The sequence below is a fragment of the Planctomycetia bacterium genome, from assembly GCA_021413845.1.
GTDB lineage: Bacteria > Planctomycetota > Planctomycetia > Pirellulales > PNKZ01 > PNKZ01.
Genome location: JAIOPP010000052.1, coordinates 19,039 through 35,564, shown reverse-complemented (window position 1 = coordinate 35,564; position 16,526 = coordinate 19,039). Strand labels below are relative to the sequence as shown.

General features: G+C 64.4%; 19 protein-coding genes. All 19 read left to right on the top strand.

What is annotated here, in order from left to right; translation table 11 throughout:
- Positions 1 to 118 precede the first annotated feature (118 nt).
- Entirely contained in the window at positions 119 to 1,585 is a 1,467-nt protein-coding gene (locus K8U03_09295; GenBank protein ID MCE9605080.1) for a ParB N-terminal domain-containing protein, read from the top strand.
- Positions 1,582 to 1,776 carry a hypothetical protein gene (locus K8U03_09290; protein ID MCE9605079.1) on the top strand — a complete coding sequence of 65 codons (195 nt, stop codon included), beginning with the start codon at positions 1,582 to 1,584 and terminating at the stop codon, positions 1,774 to 1,776. The genes K8U03_09295 and K8U03_09290 overlap by 4 nt, the downstream gene beginning before the upstream one ends.
- 130 nt (positions 1,777 to 1,906) lie before the next feature.
- Positions 1,907 to 4,276 carry a phage terminase large subunit family protein gene (locus tag K8U03_09285; protein MCE9605078.1) on the top strand — a complete coding sequence of 790 codons (2,370 nt, stop codon included), beginning with the start codon at positions 1,907 to 1,909 and terminating at the stop codon, positions 4,274 to 4,276.
- Positions 4,277 to 4,287: 11 nt separating this feature from the next.
- On the top strand, positions 4,288 to 4,551 hold the full coding sequence (locus tag K8U03_09280; protein ID MCE9605077.1) for a hypothetical protein: 264 nt from the start codon (positions 4,288 to 4,290) through the stop codon (positions 4,549 to 4,551).
- A 159-nt stretch (positions 4,552 to 4,710) separates the two neighbouring features.
- Complete coding sequence (locus tag K8U03_09275; GenBank protein ID MCE9605076.1) at positions 4,711 to 4,911, top strand: hypothetical protein; 201 nt, start codon at positions 4,711 to 4,713, stop codon at positions 4,909 to 4,911.
- Entirely contained in the window at positions 4,911 to 6,434 is a 1,524-nt protein-coding gene (locus K8U03_09270) for a phage portal protein (GenBank protein ID MCE9605075.1), read from the top strand. The genes K8U03_09275 and K8U03_09270 overlap by 1 nt, the downstream gene beginning before the upstream one ends.
- Entirely contained in the window at positions 6,421 to 7,857 is a 1,437-nt protein-coding gene (locus tag K8U03_09265) for a S49 family peptidase (GenBank protein MCE9605074.1), read from the top strand. The genes K8U03_09270 and K8U03_09265 overlap by 14 nt, the downstream gene beginning before the upstream one ends.
- Before the next feature lie 95 nt (positions 7,858 to 7,952).
- Complete coding sequence (locus K8U03_09260) at positions 7,953 to 8,921, top strand: hypothetical protein (protein MCE9605073.1); 969 nt, start codon at positions 7,953 to 7,955, stop codon at positions 8,919 to 8,921.
- Positions 8,922 to 9,012: 91 nt separating this feature from the next.
- On the top strand, positions 9,013 to 9,420 hold the full coding sequence (locus K8U03_09255; protein ID MCE9605072.1) for a hypothetical protein: 408 nt from the start codon (positions 9,013 to 9,015) through the stop codon (positions 9,418 to 9,420).
- Positions 9,421 to 9,523: 103 nt separating this feature from the next.
- Complete coding sequence (locus K8U03_09250) at positions 9,524 to 9,907, top strand: hypothetical protein (GenBank protein MCE9605071.1); 384 nt, start codon at positions 9,524 to 9,526, stop codon at positions 9,905 to 9,907.
- A gap of 32 nt (positions 9,908 to 9,939) precedes the next feature.
- Entirely contained in the window at positions 9,940 to 10,464 is a 525-nt protein-coding gene (locus K8U03_09245; protein ID MCE9605070.1) for a hypothetical protein, read from the top strand.
- 7 nt (positions 10,465 to 10,471) lie between these two features.
- Entirely contained in the window at positions 10,472 to 11,749 is a 1,278-nt protein-coding gene (locus K8U03_09240; GenBank protein ID MCE9605069.1) for a hypothetical protein, read from the top strand.
- Between the two features lie 6 nt (positions 11,750 to 11,755).
- Entirely contained in the window at positions 11,756 to 12,238 is a 483-nt protein-coding gene (locus tag K8U03_09235; GenBank protein MCE9605068.1) for a hypothetical protein, read from the top strand.
- The gene (locus tag K8U03_09230; protein ID MCE9605067.1) at positions 12,235 to 12,621 is read left to right on the top strand and encodes a hypothetical protein; all 387 of its coding nucleotides are present in this window, start codon (positions 12,235 to 12,237) and stop codon (positions 12,619 to 12,621) included. Before K8U03_09235 ends, K8U03_09230 begins: the two co-directional genes overlap by 4 nt.
- Positions 12,622 to 12,652: 31 nt before the next feature.
- Positions 12,653 to 13,102, top strand: a complete 450-nt coding sequence (locus K8U03_09225) for a hypothetical protein (protein ID MCE9605066.1) — start codon at positions 12,653 to 12,655, stop codon at positions 13,100 to 13,102.
- A gap of 125 nt (positions 13,103 to 13,227) precedes the next feature.
- The gene (locus tag K8U03_09220; protein ID MCE9605065.1) at positions 13,228 to 13,737 is read left to right on the top strand and encodes a hypothetical protein; all 510 of its coding nucleotides are present in this window, start codon (positions 13,228 to 13,230) and stop codon (positions 13,735 to 13,737) included.
- Between the two features lie 62 nt (positions 13,738 to 13,799).
- Positions 13,800 to 14,321 carry a hypothetical protein gene (locus K8U03_09215; GenBank protein ID MCE9605064.1) on the top strand — a complete coding sequence of 174 codons (522 nt, stop codon included), beginning with the start codon at positions 13,800 to 13,802 and terminating at the stop codon, positions 14,319 to 14,321.
- Complete coding sequence (locus K8U03_09210; protein MCE9605063.1) at positions 14,279 to 14,557, top strand: hypothetical protein; 279 nt, start codon at positions 14,279 to 14,281, stop codon at positions 14,555 to 14,557. Before K8U03_09215 ends, K8U03_09210 begins: the two co-directional genes overlap by 43 nt.
- A gap of 2 nt (positions 14,558 to 14,559) precedes the next feature.
- Positions 14,560 to 16,515: a hypothetical protein gene (locus K8U03_09205; protein MCE9605062.1), complete on the top strand. Its 1,956-nt coding sequence runs from the start codon at positions 14,560 to 14,562 to the stop codon at positions 16,513 to 16,515.
- The last annotated feature ends 11 nt before the right edge of the window (positions 16,516 to 16,526 follow it).

Below are 16,526 nucleotides of genomic sequence, written 5' to 3'. Positions count from 1 at the left end.
AAGCTCCTAAGGCCACACAATGAGGTCCGAGAGTTAGACACAGTTGGTTGTCCGCTGTACGCCCCGTTTGGCCTGGGTAGGCCTGCCGGCGCTCATAGCCGAACGGAAAGACGGTTCGATGAAGATTGTCGATCGAAAAATCAGCGAGATTAAGCCGTACGAACAGAACCCGCGCATCAACGACGCCGCCGTCGATGCTGTCGCCGCTTCGATCAAGGCGTTCGGCTTCCGCAAACCGATCGTCGTCGACGCCGACGGCGTCATCATCTGCGGTCACACCTGCTTTCGCGCGGCGATTAAGCTCGGCATGACGAAGGTTCCGACTCACGTCGCGGCCGATCTCAGCGAAGCGCAGGTCAAAGCGCTTCGGCTTGTCGACAACCGCACCGCCGAGCTCGCCGAATGGGACTGGCAGAAGCTCGCGCTCGAGGTGGCCGACCTCGGCGAGGAGGAGTTCGAGCTCGCCGACTTCGGTTTCAGCGAAGAATTTCTTACCGCGATGCTCGACGTCGGACCGCTCGACGGGCTTACCGATCCCGATCACGTTCCGCCGCTGCCTTCCAAGGCGAAGACGAAGCGCGGCGATCTCTACGTCCTCGGCTACCATCGTTTGTTATGCGGCGACTCCAGCTCGCGGGCCGACGTCGACCGTTTGCTCGGCGGAAAGAAGGCGCAACTCGCGCACATGGATCCGCCGTACAACGTCGCGGTCCAACCGCGCAGCGATCGAGTGAAGAACGGCGGCGGTCTCGAGCAACGCGCCAAAGATCGGCCGCTCACCAACGACTCGATGTCGGCCGAAGATTTCGACGCGGTGTTGTTGAAGTGGTTCGGCAATATGGCGTACGCGTTGGAACCCGGCAGCGCGTTCTACCTGTGGGGCGGTTACGTCAATCTTGAGAACTATCCTCGCGCGCTCCGTAGCGTCGGCGTACATCTCGCGCAAGTCATCGTGTGGATTAAAGAGCACCCGGCGCTGTCGCGCAAAGATTTCAACGGCAACTTCGAGCTCTGCTCCTACGGCTGGACCGGGAAGAACCATCGCTTCTTCGGCGCGATGACCTCGACCGACACGTGGGAACTCTCGCGCGTGGCCGAAGGCTCGTGCCAGATCGGCAAGGGAGTGCGGCTCGAAGCCGCAGACGGTGCTCGCGTCGACGTGCTTCCGCCGAGCGAAGATCGAAGGCTGCGCGTCGTGAAGCTCGAATCCGACGACGGCGTGGCGGTGAACGTCTTCAACTCGCCGCTCGACGTTTGGCGCGTGAAGAAGGTTCCCGGCCAGAAGATGGTTCACCTTACGGAGAAGCCCGTCGAGCTCGCGACTCGCGCGATGCAATACTCGTCGAAGCCCGGTGAGAACGTGCTCGACCTGTTCGGCGGCAGCGGCTCGACGCTCATCGGAGCGGAGCAGCTCGGGCGACACGCGTTCCTGATGGAGTTCGACCCGCTCTATTGCGACGTGATCGTGCGGCGGTGGGAAGAATTCACGGGCAAGAAGGCGACGCGCGAGCCCGCGGCCGACGAGCCGAAGAAGCCGACGGCTAAGACGAAACCGAAACCGAAAAATTCGAAGCGGGCGGCATGACGAAACCCAACACCGCCGCCGCGACGGCGCTCACGACCAAGCAGCTCGCCGAGCTGCTCACGAAGGCCGGCGGAAAGCTGATCACCGAGCAGCACATCCGCGACGACGTCGCCCGCGGGGCCCCGCGGAACGGCGACGGCACGATGCACTTGATTCATTACACGGCCTGGCTTGCCGGCCAGGTCGAGTAACCAAAGACGAGGACCGCCGCAGTTGACGCTGCGACGGTCCTCTAACCCACACGCTGAGCAAACAGCATGCAGGCTACGAAAACCGTAGTTCACATTCGGCGTGCGCGCTGCGATTCGGAGGGCGAGACGCATGGCTCGTGATCCGATCGCGGCGGCGGCAGCGGCGCTGGTAACGATTATTCGGGACGTGGCAACCGATCCTCGCAAACTCAAACCGGCCGAACTCTGCCGGATCCTGAACTCGACGGCCGCGGGCCAAGTGCTCGACGACGGCCGCATGCGCCGTCATCGGATGCGGGCCGGCACGCGGATCGGCGACGGTAAGACGATCGATCTCTTACGCTACGCCGGCTGGCTCGGCGGCGAGCTGCACTTCCCGACGGTTTCCGCGGAAACGGTTCGCGCGTCGCGGTCGTCGGTCGAGAGCTACGAGGCGAAGAAGGAACGCGAGAACGAGCGGAACAAGGAGAAGAGCAAGAGCGGCCGCGAGATCGGCTCGCTGCCGCCGGTGAAAGATCCGGCCCGGCGCGCAGCCGCCGAGGAGAACTTACGCCTCTGGTGCGACACGTATCTTGCGCACTGGTTTAGCTTCGGTTGGTCCCCCGACCTCGAAGACATTGCACGCGACCTGCAGACCGTGCTCGAAAGCGGCGGACAACTCCCGAGTTGCATGCCGCGCGGCGGCGGCAAGTCGACGATCGGCAAGGCCGGCGTGCTGTTCGGCATTCTGAAAGGGGCGATCAAGTTCGGCGTGCTGATCGGAGCGATCAAGAAGCTCGGCGTCGGACTGCTGGCCGACGTCAAGACGCAGCTCCTCACGAACGACAAGCTGCTCGAAGATTATCCCGAGGTCTGCGTCGCGGTCCGGAAGGTCGGCAACATCGCCAATCGTTGCAACGGCTTGACGTACAACGACGAGCCGACGGGGATGGAGTGGGGCAAAGATCGGATCATCCTGCCGCGCATTCCCGGCAGCAAGGCCTCCGGTACGATCCTCGCCGCGAGCGGGCTCGACGGTGCGATCCGCGGCCTGAACGTCGACGGCGCTCGGCCCGACTTCGCGTTCCTCGACGATCCGCAAACGAAGAAGTCGGCGCGCAATCCCGACCGCGTGAAGGAGCGGCTCGAATTGATCGAGGCCGACGTCCGCGGTCTCGCCGGGCCCGGCAACGTGATGAAGATCTACGCGGCGATGACCGTGATCTATCCGGGCGACGTCGCGGATCGGCTGCTGGACCCGGAGCAGTACCCGGACTGGCAAGGGAAACGCTACAAGCTGCTCTATGCGTTCCCGAAGAACATGGAGCTCTGGCGCGAATACCGGCGCCTGCAGGAGCAACGCTTCCTCGCCAACTCTAAAGACGATCGCGAGGCGAAGTTCTATCTCAAGAATCGTAAAGCGATGGACCTCGGCGCGCACGTCGCCTGGGAAGATCGCAAACCGGGCTGCGCCTCGGCCCTGCAGTTCGCGCTGAATCTCTTCTTCCAAAACGAAGAAGTCTTCTACGCCGAATATCAGAATCAACCGCAGCGTCAGGACGGCAGCGACATCGAAGAGCTGCAGGCGAAGCTGCTCCGGTTCCGCACGAGCGGCCTGCCGCGCGGCGTCATTCCCAACGGGGCGACGACGTTCGTCGCGCACGTCGACGTCATGCACTCGATTCTCTATTGGGGCGCGCTGGCCTGCGATCGCCGGCTCAGCGGCGAGCTCGTCGATCACGGCACGTGGCCGGATCAGAATCGCACCTACTATCAGAAGCGCAGCGCCAGCCCGAAGCTCGCCGATCTCTACAAGAACGCCGTGCCGAAGGCGGCGGTCAAGGCCGGGCTCATCGATCTCCTGCGCCATCTGCTCGGCCGCACGTCGGAGAACTGGCCGAAGAGCTGGCCGAAGCCGCGGCTCTGGAAGCGGCAAGACGGCGTCGCGCGGAACTTCGAGCTCATCCTCGTCGACTGGTCCGACGGCGCGATGCAGGCCGTCGTCGCGGAAGTCTGCCTGCTGCCCGAGTTCGTCGGCTTGGTTTGCCCGGCAGCCGGTCGCGGCATCGGGCCCGACAAGGCACCGATGGATAAGTTCCCCGAGAAGCAGGGAGAGCTGATCGGCGATCACTGGCTCATCGGCCCGAACAAGAAGCTCAGCATCCAATCCGTCACGATCGACACCAACTATTGGAAGAGCGATACGGCCGACGCGCTGATGGCCGTCCCCGGCAACCCCGGCTCGCTCGTGTTCCACGGCAAGCCCGGCACCGATCAACGGTTGCTGGCCGATCATTGCACGTCCGAATATCGAACCCGTTTGAAAGGGGTCGCCAGCGGTCGCGTCGTCGACGTCTGGAAGGAGAACCCCGGCAGTCCCGACAACGATCACTGGGACAACATCGTCGGTTGCCGCGTCGCCGCGTCGATTCGCGGCTGCTCGGTCGGAGAGAAAACACATGCGCCGCGATCGCCGAAGAAGAAGCGGCGCAAGGGATCCGTTTCGTCACTCAAGATTTAGGAGTTCGTTTCATGTCGCAACGTAAGAACGCCGGTCGCCCGGCCGGAGCCGCCAACATCAAATCGACCGTCGACGTGCAGCCGTCGCAATGCAAGAAGTGCCAGAGCACGGAGCGCTCGGCCTACTTCGGCACGCCCGAGGTGCAGGAGTTCTCCGGCGTTCGGCCGGACGGCACGCAGTACACCCACATCGTGCGCCGCCGCTGCACCTGCAGCGCCTGCGGCCAGGTGCGGTTCGATCGAGCCTACGAAAATCGAAAAACCGAAGACGAGTAAGCGTCCGACGTTAGCCCGTTTTAATGTCATCGACAATATATTCCGCGCGAATTGCTCTGCGGCATTGCACCACTTCGCACCTAGGTTCGCCGATCGCTTAGTCGCGGACCGGGGAACACCGGGGCGACGCTTCACATCGTCGCCCCGGTGCGGTTTTACATGGCTACGTTCGCCGAAAATATGGTGACGAAGCTCGAAGCGGTCCTGCTCGAAAGCGCAGGGCTCGCGTCGACGACGATCGACGGCGTCACGGTAGCGCTCAGCGACGTCGAAGCGAAGTACGAATTTTGGAAGGCGAAGGTCGCTCGCGAGAACGGCCGCAAACCGCGCGTCTCGACCATCTCGTTGAGGCGCACCTAATGATCGCCTTCGCGAATCAAGCCGCCGCCGACGCCCGTAAGAACTCGAACCGCTTCAACGCGTCGATCGAGCGGAAGTACTTCGGCGGCAGTTTCCCCGGAAACGATACGAGCGGCGACCCGCGGCAAGCGGGCTACGACGCCGCCAAGAAGACCGAGAAGCGGCGTTCGGTGCCGGTCTCCACGAAGAGCGAAGACAACGAGCTGCCGGCCGACAAGCGATCGCAGCTCCTCACGCTCGGCCGCGACTGCCGCCGCAACATGGCGATCGCCGCCTGGGCGATTCGGAAGCACCTCGACTACGTCGCGAGCTTCACCTTCAAAGCGTCGACCGGCAACGGCGAGTTCGACGACGTGCTGGAGAAGTTCGTGCGGAACTGGGGCAAGAAGGAAAACTTCGACGTCGCGCGGCGGCATCCGCTCAAGCGTTGGATCCGCATCGCCGAGGCGAGCCGCACGCTCGACGGCGACGTCGGCGTCGTGAAGCTCGCGTCGAAGAAGGTGCAGGCCGTCGAAGGGGATCGGATCCGCAACTTCTCCGGCTCGACCGAGGGCGACGCGTGGGTCCAGGGGGTGCAGGTCGACACGGCCGGCGGAGCGCTCGCCTACGCCGTCGGCAAGCGAAAGCCGAAGGGGGACGGGTTCGAGTTCGAGCGGGTCATTCCGATCGAGAACATGATCCTGCACGGCTACTTCGATCGCTTCGATCAATACCGGGGCATCAGCCCGATCGCGGCCGGTTTGAATTCGCTCCGCGACGTCTACGAGTGCGGCGAGCTGGCGCTGGCGAAGATGAAGGTCGCGCAGTTGTTCGCGTTGGCGATCTTCTCGAACGTGAGCGAAGACATCGGCGTGACGTTGCCCGGCGCGTCGGACGCCGACGACGAGGAGGAGGCCGAAGAAGGGGAAGAGGCCGACGACGCCGAAGGGAAATACAAGGTCGATCTCGGCGGCGGTCCGATCAAGCTCGAACTGCAGGACCGCGATCGAGCCGAATTCCTCGAATCGAAGTCCCCTTCGGTCGAGTTCCAGCAGTTCGTCAACACGTCGATCGCCGTCGCGCTCAAGTCGCTCGACATCCCGTACACGTTTTACGACGAGTCGTTCACGAACTACAGCGGCGGCCGGCAGGCGCTCCTGCAATACGAAGACAGCGCCGAGTCGAAGCGGAGCGACAACCGCGAGCTGCTCGACGCGCTCACTCGCTGGCGCTTGGCGCTGGCGATCGCCGACGGCGAGCTCACGTTGCCGGCCGGCGTCGAATTCGACGCGCTCGAATGGGAGTGGGTCTCGACGGGCATCCCGTGGATCGACCCGTTGAAGGAGATCAACGCGAGCATCGCGGCCCGCAACGGCGGCTTCGATTCGACGCCTTCCATCTGCAAGGTCTCCGGCAAAGACGCTTACGCGCTGGCGAAGGAAGAGGCGGATTATCAAGCCTATCGCAAAGACCTGAAGCTACCGCACAGCTTGGTCGAGCCCGGGGCGGTCACCATTCAGGAGTTCAGCAATGCACCAGCTTAATCTCAGCGCGGAACCGATCGCCGACCTGACGGGCGTGCAATTCGCGCGGCTCGATGAGTATTGCGGCCTCTGGTCGATCGAACCGACGCGCGGCCTGGCGTTGTTCGATCGCTGCGCCAACACCGACCTCTTGGCTCATGTGCTCGCCGCAGGGACGCGGCGGGTGCAGAGCAAGATGAAGACGCTCGCGGTCGCCGGCCCGAATGCGCAGTCGCCGCTGCAGATCGCCGTCATCACGATCGCCGGCACGCTCATGAAACAGGAGTCGTCGCTCGATTCGTCGAGCTCGACGATTCAATTGAAGCGCGACATCAGCCAAGCGGCGAACGACGCGACGATCGGCGGCATCATGCTCGTGATCGATTCGCCGGGCGGATCCGTCGCCGGTACCGCCGACCTCGCCGCCGCGGTCAGCGCCGCCAATCTCAAGAAACCGGTGCATGCCTTCGGCGAAGATCTCGTCGCGAGCGCAGCCTACTGGGTCGCCAGTCAGACGGAACGCTTCACGGCGAACGACAACACCGCGCTGATCGGCTCGATCGGCACCTTCATCGGCACCTACGACGCCAGCGCCGCCGCCGCGATGAAGGGGATGAAGGCGAAGGTCTATGCGACCGGTCCGCTCAAGGGAGCCGGTTTCCCCGGCGCGGCGATCACGCCCGAGCAGGACGCGTATCTCCAGTCGATCGTCGATCAGACGCAACAGCACTTCGCCGACGCCGTGAGTGCCGGGCGCAAGATGTCGCCCGATCAAGTCAAGCAGGTCGCGACGGGCGGTGTGTTCGTCGCGCAGAACGCTTTGAAACTCGGCCTGATCGACGGCATCGAATCGTTCGATGCCGCGATGAGCGCTTTAACGTCCGCCATTCAACAGCGGGCCAACTCTACGACAGGCGGTCGCGTTGCGACCGGGAAGGAGACTCCGATGTCGGTCAATACCGCTCCGGCTAGCGCCGCTTCGAGCACCACCAGCACCAGCGACGCGGCGGCCGCAACGGCCGGAGCGCCGACGACGACCACGGCGGCAGCCGCCGCGCCGGCGACGGCCGTCGCGGCGACCCCGACGACTCCCGCGGCGGAAGCCAACGCCGTCGAACCGCCGGGCAAACGCTTCATCACGGCGTTCGGTCCGCAAGGAGGCGTCTGGTACGCCGAGGGGCTCAGCTTCGAGGAGGCGAAGGATCGTCGGATCGCCGCCCTGACGAGCGAGGTCACCGATCTGAAGACGCAAGTCGCCACGCTCACGCAGGTCAACAAGACGCTGCGCGGCGAAGCGGCTCCGGTCACCGGCGGCTCGGATGCGAAAGACGCCGGCCAGAAGACCGGCGACGACGCCGCGCGCTTCAGCGGCAAGCTCTCGACCGGCATGTCGGCCTACGCGGCCGGCCTCGGCCTGAAGAGCCTCACCGCGGCGAAGAAGTAAGCCGCACGTTTTGAGTTCACCAGCGCCTTCGGGCGCTTTTCCCCAGTCCGCGACGTCTCTCCCGAACCACACGATTTTTACTCGGAGAACGTCAGATGCTCACCACTTTACTCGACATCGCGAAACGCAACGGCAGCGATGCGCTCGTCGGCTTGATCGACGAGACCTCGAAGTCCAACGTCGAAATGACCGGCATGGATCTTTCGAGCGGTCGCAAGTTCGCCAACGTCGGCGCAGCGCGCACGATCGCCGGCCGGCTCTACAAGACGTTGGTCCGGACCGCGCTCGGCAACACGGCCGGCTCGTTCCGCAGCGCCAACGAAGGTTCGACTTCGGTTAAGCACACCTACGAAAACCGTATCGTCGAGACCTATATCCTCGAGCCGCGGTTCGAGTGCGATAAGGCCGTCGCCGATTCGGATGAAGACGGCCCGGAAGCGTTCTTAGCGAACGAAGCGCAAGGAACGCTCGAAGGGGAGCTGCAAGCTCTCTGCCGCGCGTTTTATTACGGCTACAACGCCACGTTCGGCAACTCGAAGGCGTTCCCCGGTTTGTTGCAGGCCTACGACTCGACGAACATGCTCGTCGACGCGACCGGCTCGACGGCCAACACCGCTTCGAGCGTCTGGGCCGTGAAGTTCGGTCCGCAAAACGTGCAGTGGGTCATGGGGGAGAACGGCAAGTTCGAGCTCAACCCGGTCCGCGTCGAATCGCTCACCGATCCGGCCGACGCCACGAAGCGCTTCGACGGCTACGTGCAGACGATGCAAGCCTACCCGGGCCTGCAAGTCGGCAGCCTGCAGTCGGTCGCGCGGATCAAGAACCTCACCGAGCAGACCGGCAAGATGTTGACCGACACGCTGCTCTCGCAGCTGCTCGAAAAATTCCCGACGCGGATCAAGCCCGACGTCATCTTCCTTTCGCGCCGTTCGCTCGGCCAGCTCCGTCGCAGCCGCACGGCGACGACCGAGACCGGGAAGGAAGCGCCGTTGCCGCAAGACTACGACGGCATCCCGCTCGTTCCGAGCGACGCGATCTCGAACATCGAATCGATCGACCTCTAGTCGTCGATTCGTAACGCACCACGTCGAAAACCTTCCCCGGTCCCCGACGTTTTCACTCACACGAACTTCCCTCTTATCGAGGAACACGATCATGGGTTACGGACTCAAAGACGCCTTGCTCAAGGTGACCAAGGTGCTGCCGAACGGCGCGGCTTCGACCACTTCCGACGCGATCGATCTCGGGCTGAGCAGCAAAGGGGACTTCGTCGCCCCCGTCGAATTCAAGCTCACCGCTCCGGCGCTCGGCGTCACGCCGCTCGCCGACGCCAAGACGATGAAATACAGCATCGTCCATTCGGACAACTCGGATCTCTCCAGCCCGAGCACGTTGATGACCGACGTGATCGTGCAAACCGGTGCGGGCGGCATCGGAGCCGTCACCGCCTCGGCGACCGTGCGGCTGCCGGTCGACGTCAAACGCTACATCGGTTGCAAGGCGACCGGCAGCACGACCGGCGACGCGTCCGCCTCGAGCATGACGCTCGAAGCGCTGTTGTAAGCGGAAGGGGTCAGGGGTCGGAGGTCAGGGGTCAGTGAAAACCTCGGACCCACTGACCCCCGAACCCTGACCCCTGCTCGATCCATTTCCGGGGAAACGTCCGATGTCGCTGTTCAACCTCGCCGCCGCCGCCGCCATCTCCGCAGCTCAACGGGCTACGAATGTCACGGTCGAGCTCCGCCGCGGTGAGCTGTCGACGTCGGACGTCCCGGTGGCGATCGGCAGCTCGAAGGTCGAGATCCAAACCGCCGAGTCGTTCGTGGTCGAAGAAGAGAGCCGCGATTACCTCATCAAGCGCGCCGACTATCGGTTCGACGATGAGGCAGTCGAGCCGCTCGACGGCGACCAAATCGTCGAGACCAACGGCGACACGGTCGCGATCTACGAGCTGCTGCCGCTCGGCCAGGATCCGTCGAAGCGTTTTTGGGATCGCGGCCGCACGGTGTGGCGCTGCCACACGAAGTTAGTCAGCGAGACGGTTGCTTGAAGAGCGTGGAGTCGTAACTCAGGAATTCAGACGTGTCCCTCATTTCGTTCGGCCGCAAAGCTCGCCTCTACATCTCCGACGTCGGCTTCGCCGATGCCGGCCTGGTGCCGGTGCGGCGTTGCAAGGACATCCGGCTGGGGGACGAGGCCGACACGCTGCAGGCGCAAACGCGCGACTGGGGCGGGACGGTTCACGGCGCGGGAGCGAAAGAGATCTTCATCGAGTGCGAGAAGCTGCTCGAAGCGCTCGACACCGGTGACGACGTGCAGCTGCTCCGCAACGCCTTCGATCTCGGGAGCGAGCTCTACGTCGTCGTCACGCGCAACGCGAAGGAACTCGCGTGCGGCAAAGGGATGCGGTTTCGGGCGTACGTCTTCGGCTGGCCGGAAGAGCTCCCCGAAACGGAAGCGGCGAAGGTCTCGCTGATTCTCCGGCAAAGCGACGCGGACGAGAGCGTGGAGCGGATCGCTACGCCCTACGTCGACGACATCTGGTTGGAACTGTTCGACGGCTCGCCGCTCGGACTTTCGGACGGCTCGGTTCTTTTGCTTAGTTAGGTGGCACATGCCTGCGGACACGAAAACCTTACCCGATCTCGCGGCGCTCCTCGGAGCGGCGACCGCCGACGGCGATCTATTTTTGATCCATCATGCCGGGGTCGACTACAAGGTCACGAAGCTGCAGCTCATGCTGGCGGTCGGAATCGCGGGGCTCACCGCTTCGCGCGTGCTGCTCTCCGACGCCGACGGTAAGGTCAGCGCTTCGTCGATTTCGACGACGATCTTGGGTTACATCGCGAACCTGTCGTCGGATGCGCAAACGCAGATCAACGGCAAAGCGGCCTCCAGCCACACGCACGACGCCGCGGCGATCACGACCGGCACGCTCGACCCGGCGCGGATCGGCGTGCTGTTCAGCGGCGTGCAAGTCATCTCGACCGGCGGAATCGCGAACCTCGACGCCGGTCAGCAAACGGCGGTCACGGCCGGGGCGATCGTCACGACGACGGACGGGCAGCGGTGGGTCTATAAGGGGACCGGCTCGAAGACGCTCGAAGCCTCGTACATTCTCTGCGCCGACGTGACTCCCGATTGGTCGGTCGTCGCCAACAAGCCGACGCTCGGCACCGCGGCCGCGCTCGACGTCGGCACGACGGCGCTCAAGGTCGTGCGCCTCGACGCCGACGCCAAGCTGCCGGCGGTCGACGGTTCGCAGCTCACGAACCTGCCGGGTGGTGGCGGCGACGTCGCGTGGGACGACATCGAAGACAAACCGGCGTTCGGCACCGCCGCCCTGCTCGACGTCGGCGTGGATGCAGACAACGTGCTGCAGCTCAATGGGACGGCGAAGATCCCGGCGGGCCTCGGCGTTCTGATGGTCGCCGAGAATCTCAATGATCTCGCGAGCATTGCGACGGCGCGCACGAACATCGGGCTTGGAACCGCCAGCGACGTGACGTTCGGGAGTATCACGGCCGATGGCTCGGCGCTCACCGGTGTCATGCACCCATCGTCCAACCTGGCCGACCTCGGCAACATACCGACGGCTCGGGGCATCCTTGGACTCGGCAGCGCTGCTTTGCTGGGAGCGTCGGAGGTTTTCCTTAAGGCTGACAATCTATCGGGCATTGCTGCCCCAATCACGGCACGTGCAAACCTCGGGCTCGCGGCCGTTGCGTCCACGGGCGACTACAGCGACCTCACCGGCAAGCCGTCGATCCCGACCGTCGTTTCGGCGCTCACCAACGACTCGGGCTATCTGGTCGGCTCGGCCGGCTTCAACGGCTCCGGCGCTTACACGAATTTCACGATCGTCAACGGGCAAATCACCGGCGCGAGCTAGGTACCCATGGCTTCCATCTCGAAACAACTGGCGCTGGCCGTCGTCGCGAAGCTCGAAGCCGGGCTCGCGCTCGACCCGTGCCCGTTCGCGCTCACGACGTTCGAGCCGGAGCGAAAGATCCTGCTCGATCTCAAGCTGATCGACGAGACGCTCCGCGTTTGGGTCGCCGCCGCCGCGCAGGAAAGCTCCAAGCTCGCGCGGGACACGGTCGGCACCGAGCACACGGTCGAGATCGGCATCCTCAAACGCGTTTCCCGGGAAACGCTCGAAGACGACGTCGACGATCTGGTCGAGCTCGCCGAGAACGTCCGGGACTTCCTGCTCGACGCCGACGAAGACGACGAGCAGCTCGCGGCGTTCGAGCTCACGGATGCGGATCTCACGCCGCAATACGACCACGACCGGCTCTACAAGCACAATCATTTCATTGCGATCGTCCGCTGCACGTTCCGCGTCGATCGCCTCCAGCCGGAGGACGACGACGCATGATCGGGATCTCGATCGATAAATCGCGCACGTTCTTCGACAAGGCCTTCGTCGAACAATCCCTCGATCCGGCCACGCGGCGCACGCTCAGCGCCGACGGCGCGCTGTTGCGGCGTTCTTCGCGGCGTTCGATGCGCTCCAAGGACGGGGCCGCCGCGAAGGGGAAACCGCCGCATCGGCACAAGAAGGACAAGGACCATCCGAAAGGTCCGCTGGTCTACGACCGGCTGTTCTTCGCCTACGAACCCGACGCGCAAGCCGTGATCGTCGGGCCCGAGCTGCTCGGCGACAGCCACGTGCTCACGACGCTCGAAGAGACGAACCCGTTCATGCGACCCGCCCTCGAGCGCGAGAAGGACAAACTCGCGCGGCCGTACGCCGACTGATTCACCACCACTTAGCAAGGAGGCTAGGACAATGCAAATTCGCTGGGGCCGCAGGGCTCGCATCTACATCTCCGACGAGGCGTTCACCGCCGCCGATCTCGTCGTGATCCGCCGCACGAAGGACATCACGACCAACGACGAAGCGGACGACCAAGTCGCCGAAGCGCGCGACCTGGCCTACAAGGTTCACGGCCAAGGGGCGAAGGACTACAGCGTCGAATTCGACAAGCTGCTCGACGCCGACGATTCGGGCGAAGACATCGCTCTGTTGCGCGACTCGTACGACAACGGCACCGAGCTGTTCGTCGTCGTCTGCCGCGCGACCAAGGACGTCGCCAGCGGCAAGGCGATGAAGTTCAAGGGGATCGTGATGGGCTGGTCGGAAGAGTATCCGGAAGGAGAAGCCGGGAAGCTCTCGCTCAAGATCGTGCCGAGCGACCCGGACTCCCAGCCGACCCGCGTCACGACGGCGCTCGCGTAAGCGATCGTGGCCCCCGCGCGGAGCGGCGTGAACAGCGCCGCTCCGCTGCGGATGGCCGCTGCGAATTTTTGATTAAGAACGGGTGCGATTTTATTCCAGTTTCTAGTTCGTTGTGAGGTTTCGCCATGTCCAGCCCGCTTCCGACGAGGATTCCCGGCAACGTGATCATCGACGGCACGCTCTACGCCGGCGAGTTCGTGCTGAGCGCCGGCTGCGTCGCGGATTCGCACGTTTCCGACGTCGCCGACATCTCGGCCGCCAAGCTCCAACATCAGCATCAAGTGCCCTACGCACAAGCGAGCGCCGCGACGGCCGTCGCGGAAGCGCGGTTCGTGCATCGCTGTCGGGCCGTCGGCGAGATCATCGGCTTCGAGGCCGGCAACGTGATCGCCTGCATCGGCGATTCGACGATCACGATCGACTTGAAAAAGAACGGCACGACGGTTCTCACGGCCCCGCTCGTCATCACCAGTGCGCTCGCCGCACGGGCGACGCTCGCCGCCACGATCGACATCGCCGCGAAGAACTGCGTCGCCGACGACGTGCTCGAAGTCGTCGTCGCGATCTCGGCCGGCACCGGCACGCTCGGCAAGGGAGCGTTCGCCGACGTTTGCGTGCGCGAGAAGGCGGGGTAATGCAGAGGTCGGGGGTCAGAGGTCAGGGGTCGGATCCAGACAGCTTTTTTTAGGGGACACGGATGTCCGAAGTCATTACCACGGCGCTCGAGGGGAACATGCCTCCCGCGCGAAAATTCAAAGATGCCCGCGGCGACGAATGGGTCGTGACGATCAACGTCAACACGGTCCAACGGCTGATCGACGAGCTCCAATACGACATTCGTCGCACCGTCGAGCAGGAGTTCGAGGGTCTGCGCCGGCTCTATTACGACGACTTGCTGCTCGGCCAGGTCCTCTGCGTCATTCTCGAAAAGCAGCTCCTCGCGAAAGAGGTGCCGGCGGATGAGTTCGCCGAGCGGTTGCTGGGCGACGCTTTGGCGCACGGCTGCTCGGCCGTCGCGTTGGCGATCACCGATTTTTTCCGCGACCGCCGCGTGCGCGAAACCGCGCGCGGCGTGATCGAGAAGCTGGAGGCGGTGATCGATCAGACGGTGCAGCTCGCCGCCGCAAGAGGAAACGCCGACCTCGCAAAGATCGATGCCGCGCAACTGGCGCAACAGTGGATCGGCTCATTTGGGAATCCGCCGGGGTCCTCGAGCTAGATCCCGGACCGTACACGCTGCGGAAGCTGCTGACGATGGTGCGCGGCAAGAGTCTGCACGCGCAAGGCTTCGTCGCGCAGGTTCTGCAGCTGCTCGCCAACTGCCACCGCGACGCAAAGAAGAAGAAGGAACCGTTTCAGCACGGCGACTTCATGCCGAAAAAGCGGCGTCGCCGCGATCGCCGCGCGGATGAGAAGGCCCTCGATCGCTACCTCGACAGTCTGCCGGAGAAATAGTCATGGCGGGAAAATCCGGAGCGATCCGCGCAGGCCGCGCCTATCTCGAACTCTTCGCCGACAAGTCGAAGCTCGTTCGCGGTCTCAAGTCGGCTTCGCGCGACGTACAGAAATGGGCGAGCGGAATCGGGAGCGTCGGTAAGACGATCTTCGCCGCCGGCGCAGCCCTCACGACGCCGATCCTCGGCATGGTGACCGGCTTCGCGCTGGCCGGCAGCGCGCTGGTCGACATGAGCCAACGGACCGGTGCCTCGGTCGAGCAGCTGTCGACGTTGAAGTACGCGGCCGAACAATCGGGCGCTTCGATGGAGGATTTGGAAGGGGGTATGCGCAAAGCCCAAAAGGCGATCGCCGACGCAGCCCACGGCTCCGACTCCGCGGCCGAGGCGCTCAAGCGTTGCAAAGTCAGCGCGCAAAAACTAAAGGGGCTCACCCCCGACGAGCAGTTCCGCATGATCGCCGACGGCGCGGCGTCGATCGCCGATCCCGGCGAGCGGGCCGCGGCCGTCATGGGAGTCATGGGGAAGAGCGCGACGAGCCTGTTGCCGCTCATGAACAACGGCGCGGCGGGCATCACCGAGCTGCAGCAAGCGGCGCGGGATGCCGGCCTCGAGATGTCGACCGCCGACGCCGCGGGGGCTGAAGAATTCGGCGACATGCTCGACAAGCTCTGGTCGCAGCTCAAGGGAACGTCGAACGGTCTCGCCGCCGCGCTCCTCCCGGCGCTGATGGACTTCGCGACCGAGGTGTCGTCGCTGCTCGTGAAAGTCATGGCGTGGGTGAAGGACAACCGCGGGCTCGTCGTTACGATCTTCAAAATCGGCCTCGCCCTCGTCGCCGGCGGGGCCGCGCTCATCGCGTTCGGCTACGCGCTCTCGGCCGTCGCCGGCACGCTCGGCTTCGTGGCCGGGGCGTTGCCCGTCCTGGCGACGGTGCTCGGTGCGATTCTGTCGCCGATCGGGCTCGTCGTCGCCGGCGTGCTGGCCGTCGGCGGCGCGGTCACGTATCTCCTCTCGCAAACGGAGATCGGGCAACGGGGGCTCGCCGCACTCGGCCGCGGCTTCGCGGTCGTCGCCGGCGATGCGAAGGAAGCCTGGGGCGGCATGGCGGCGGCGCTCTCGACCGGCGACCTCGGCGGCGCGGCGGCGATCGCCTGGGGATTCATCAAGCTGGAGTTCGCCCGCGGCCTGGCGTTCGTACAGGGGCTCTGGCACGACGGCTGGGCGTGGATCGAAAAGACCGGCCTCGATCTGTTCTTCGGCACCATCGAAGGGCTCAGCGACATTTGGGGCGGGTTCCAGACCTGGTTCTCGGCGTCGTTTCCGAACCTCTACAAGGGTTGGATCGCGTTTACCTCCGGCATCGGCCTGGGGTGGACGGCGCTCGTCGGCGGCATGAGCAAGCTCTGGACCCGCTTCGTCGGCTGGATCAAAGGGCAAGACGTCAGCGAAGAGCTCCGGCAGATCGACGCGACCACGAGCGACACGCTCGGCGCGAAGAGCCGCGAGTTCGATCGGCAGATGGGCATGAGCAACGAAGAGCGGACCGGCGAAGCGCAGCAAGCGCAGGCCGATCGCGCCTCGGCGCTGCAGTCGGCACGCGACTCGGCGAAGGCCTCGGTCGACCGCGCGCACGACGCGAAGATCGAAGCGCTCACGAAGGAACTGGAGAAGACGCGGGCGAACTTCTCGAAGTCGGTCGCCGACGCCAAAGAGGCGGCGACCGAAGCGAAGCATGTGCCGAGCTCGCTCGCGAAATACCAACAGGCTGCGGGCAAGGGAGTTCAAACCGCCGTCGACCAAGCGAAGGTCTTTTCCGTCGGCACGTTCAACGGGGCCACGGCGGCGCAGGCGCTCAACTCTTCCGGCGAGCTCGACAAGATCGCGGCCAACACGCTCCGGACCGCGAACAACACGGGCAAGAAAACGCCCCCGGAAAAAGCCAAGGTCGGCAGGTAATCGTTTTCGTC

What these genes read in the sequence shown, in the direction of transcription:
- K8U03_09270 (MCE9605075.1), top strand. Translation starts at nt 4,911, where the DNA reads ATGATCGCCTTCGCGAATCAAGCCGCCGCCGACGCCCGTAAGAACTCG.
- K8U03_09290 (MCE9605079.1), top strand. Translation starts at nt 1,582, where the DNA reads ATGACGAAACCCAACACCGCCGCCGCGACGGCGCTCACGACCAAGCAG.
- K8U03_09240 (MCE9605069.1), top strand. Translation starts at nt 10,472, where the DNA reads ATGCCTGCGGACACGAAAACCTTACCCGATCTCGCGGCGCTCCTCGGA.
- K8U03_09285 (MCE9605078.1), top strand. Translation starts at nt 1,907, where the DNA reads ATGGCTCGTGATCCGATCGCGGCGGCGGCAGCGGCGCTGGTAACGATT.
- K8U03_09260 (MCE9605073.1), top strand. Translation starts at nt 7,953, where the DNA reads ATGCTCACCACTTTACTCGACATCGCGAAACGCAACGGCAGCGATGCG.
- K8U03_09255 (MCE9605072.1), top strand. Translation starts at nt 9,013, where the DNA reads ATGGGTTACGGACTCAAAGACGCCTTGCTCAAGGTGACCAAGGTGCTG.
- K8U03_09235 (MCE9605068.1), top strand. Translation starts at nt 11,756, where the DNA reads ATGGCTTCCATCTCGAAACAACTGGCGCTGGCCGTCGTCGCGAAGCTC.
- K8U03_09225 (MCE9605066.1), top strand. Translation starts at nt 12,653, where the DNA reads ATGCAAATTCGCTGGGGCCGCAGGGCTCGCATCTACATCTCCGACGAG.
- K8U03_09295 (MCE9605080.1), top strand. Translation starts at nt 119, where the DNA reads ATGAAGATTGTCGATCGAAAAATCAGCGAGATTAAGCCGTACGAACAG.
- K8U03_09280 (MCE9605077.1), top strand. Translation starts at nt 4,288, where the DNA reads ATGTCGCAACGTAAGAACGCCGGTCGCCCGGCCGGAGCCGCCAACATC.
- K8U03_09265 (MCE9605074.1), top strand. Translation starts at nt 6,421, where the DNA reads ATGCACCAGCTTAATCTCAGCGCGGAACCGATCGCCGACCTGACGGGC.
- K8U03_09275 (MCE9605076.1), top strand. Translation starts at nt 4,711, where the DNA reads ATGGCTACGTTCGCCGAAAATATGGTGACGAAGCTCGAAGCGGTCCTG.
- K8U03_09250 (MCE9605071.1), top strand. Translation starts at nt 9,524, where the DNA reads ATGTCGCTGTTCAACCTCGCCGCCGCCGCCGCCATCTCCGCAGCTCAA.
- K8U03_09215 (MCE9605064.1), top strand. Translation starts at nt 13,800, where the DNA reads ATGTCCGAAGTCATTACCACGGCGCTCGAGGGGAACATGCCTCCCGCG.
- K8U03_09205 (MCE9605062.1), top strand. Translation starts at nt 14,560, where the DNA reads ATGGCGGGAAAATCCGGAGCGATCCGCGCAGGCCGCGCCTATCTCGAA.
- K8U03_09230 (MCE9605067.1), top strand. Translation starts at nt 12,235, where the DNA reads ATGATCGGGATCTCGATCGATAAATCGCGCACGTTCTTCGACAAGGCC.
- K8U03_09220 (MCE9605065.1), top strand. Translation starts at nt 13,228, where the DNA reads ATGTCCAGCCCGCTTCCGACGAGGATTCCCGGCAACGTGATCATCGAC.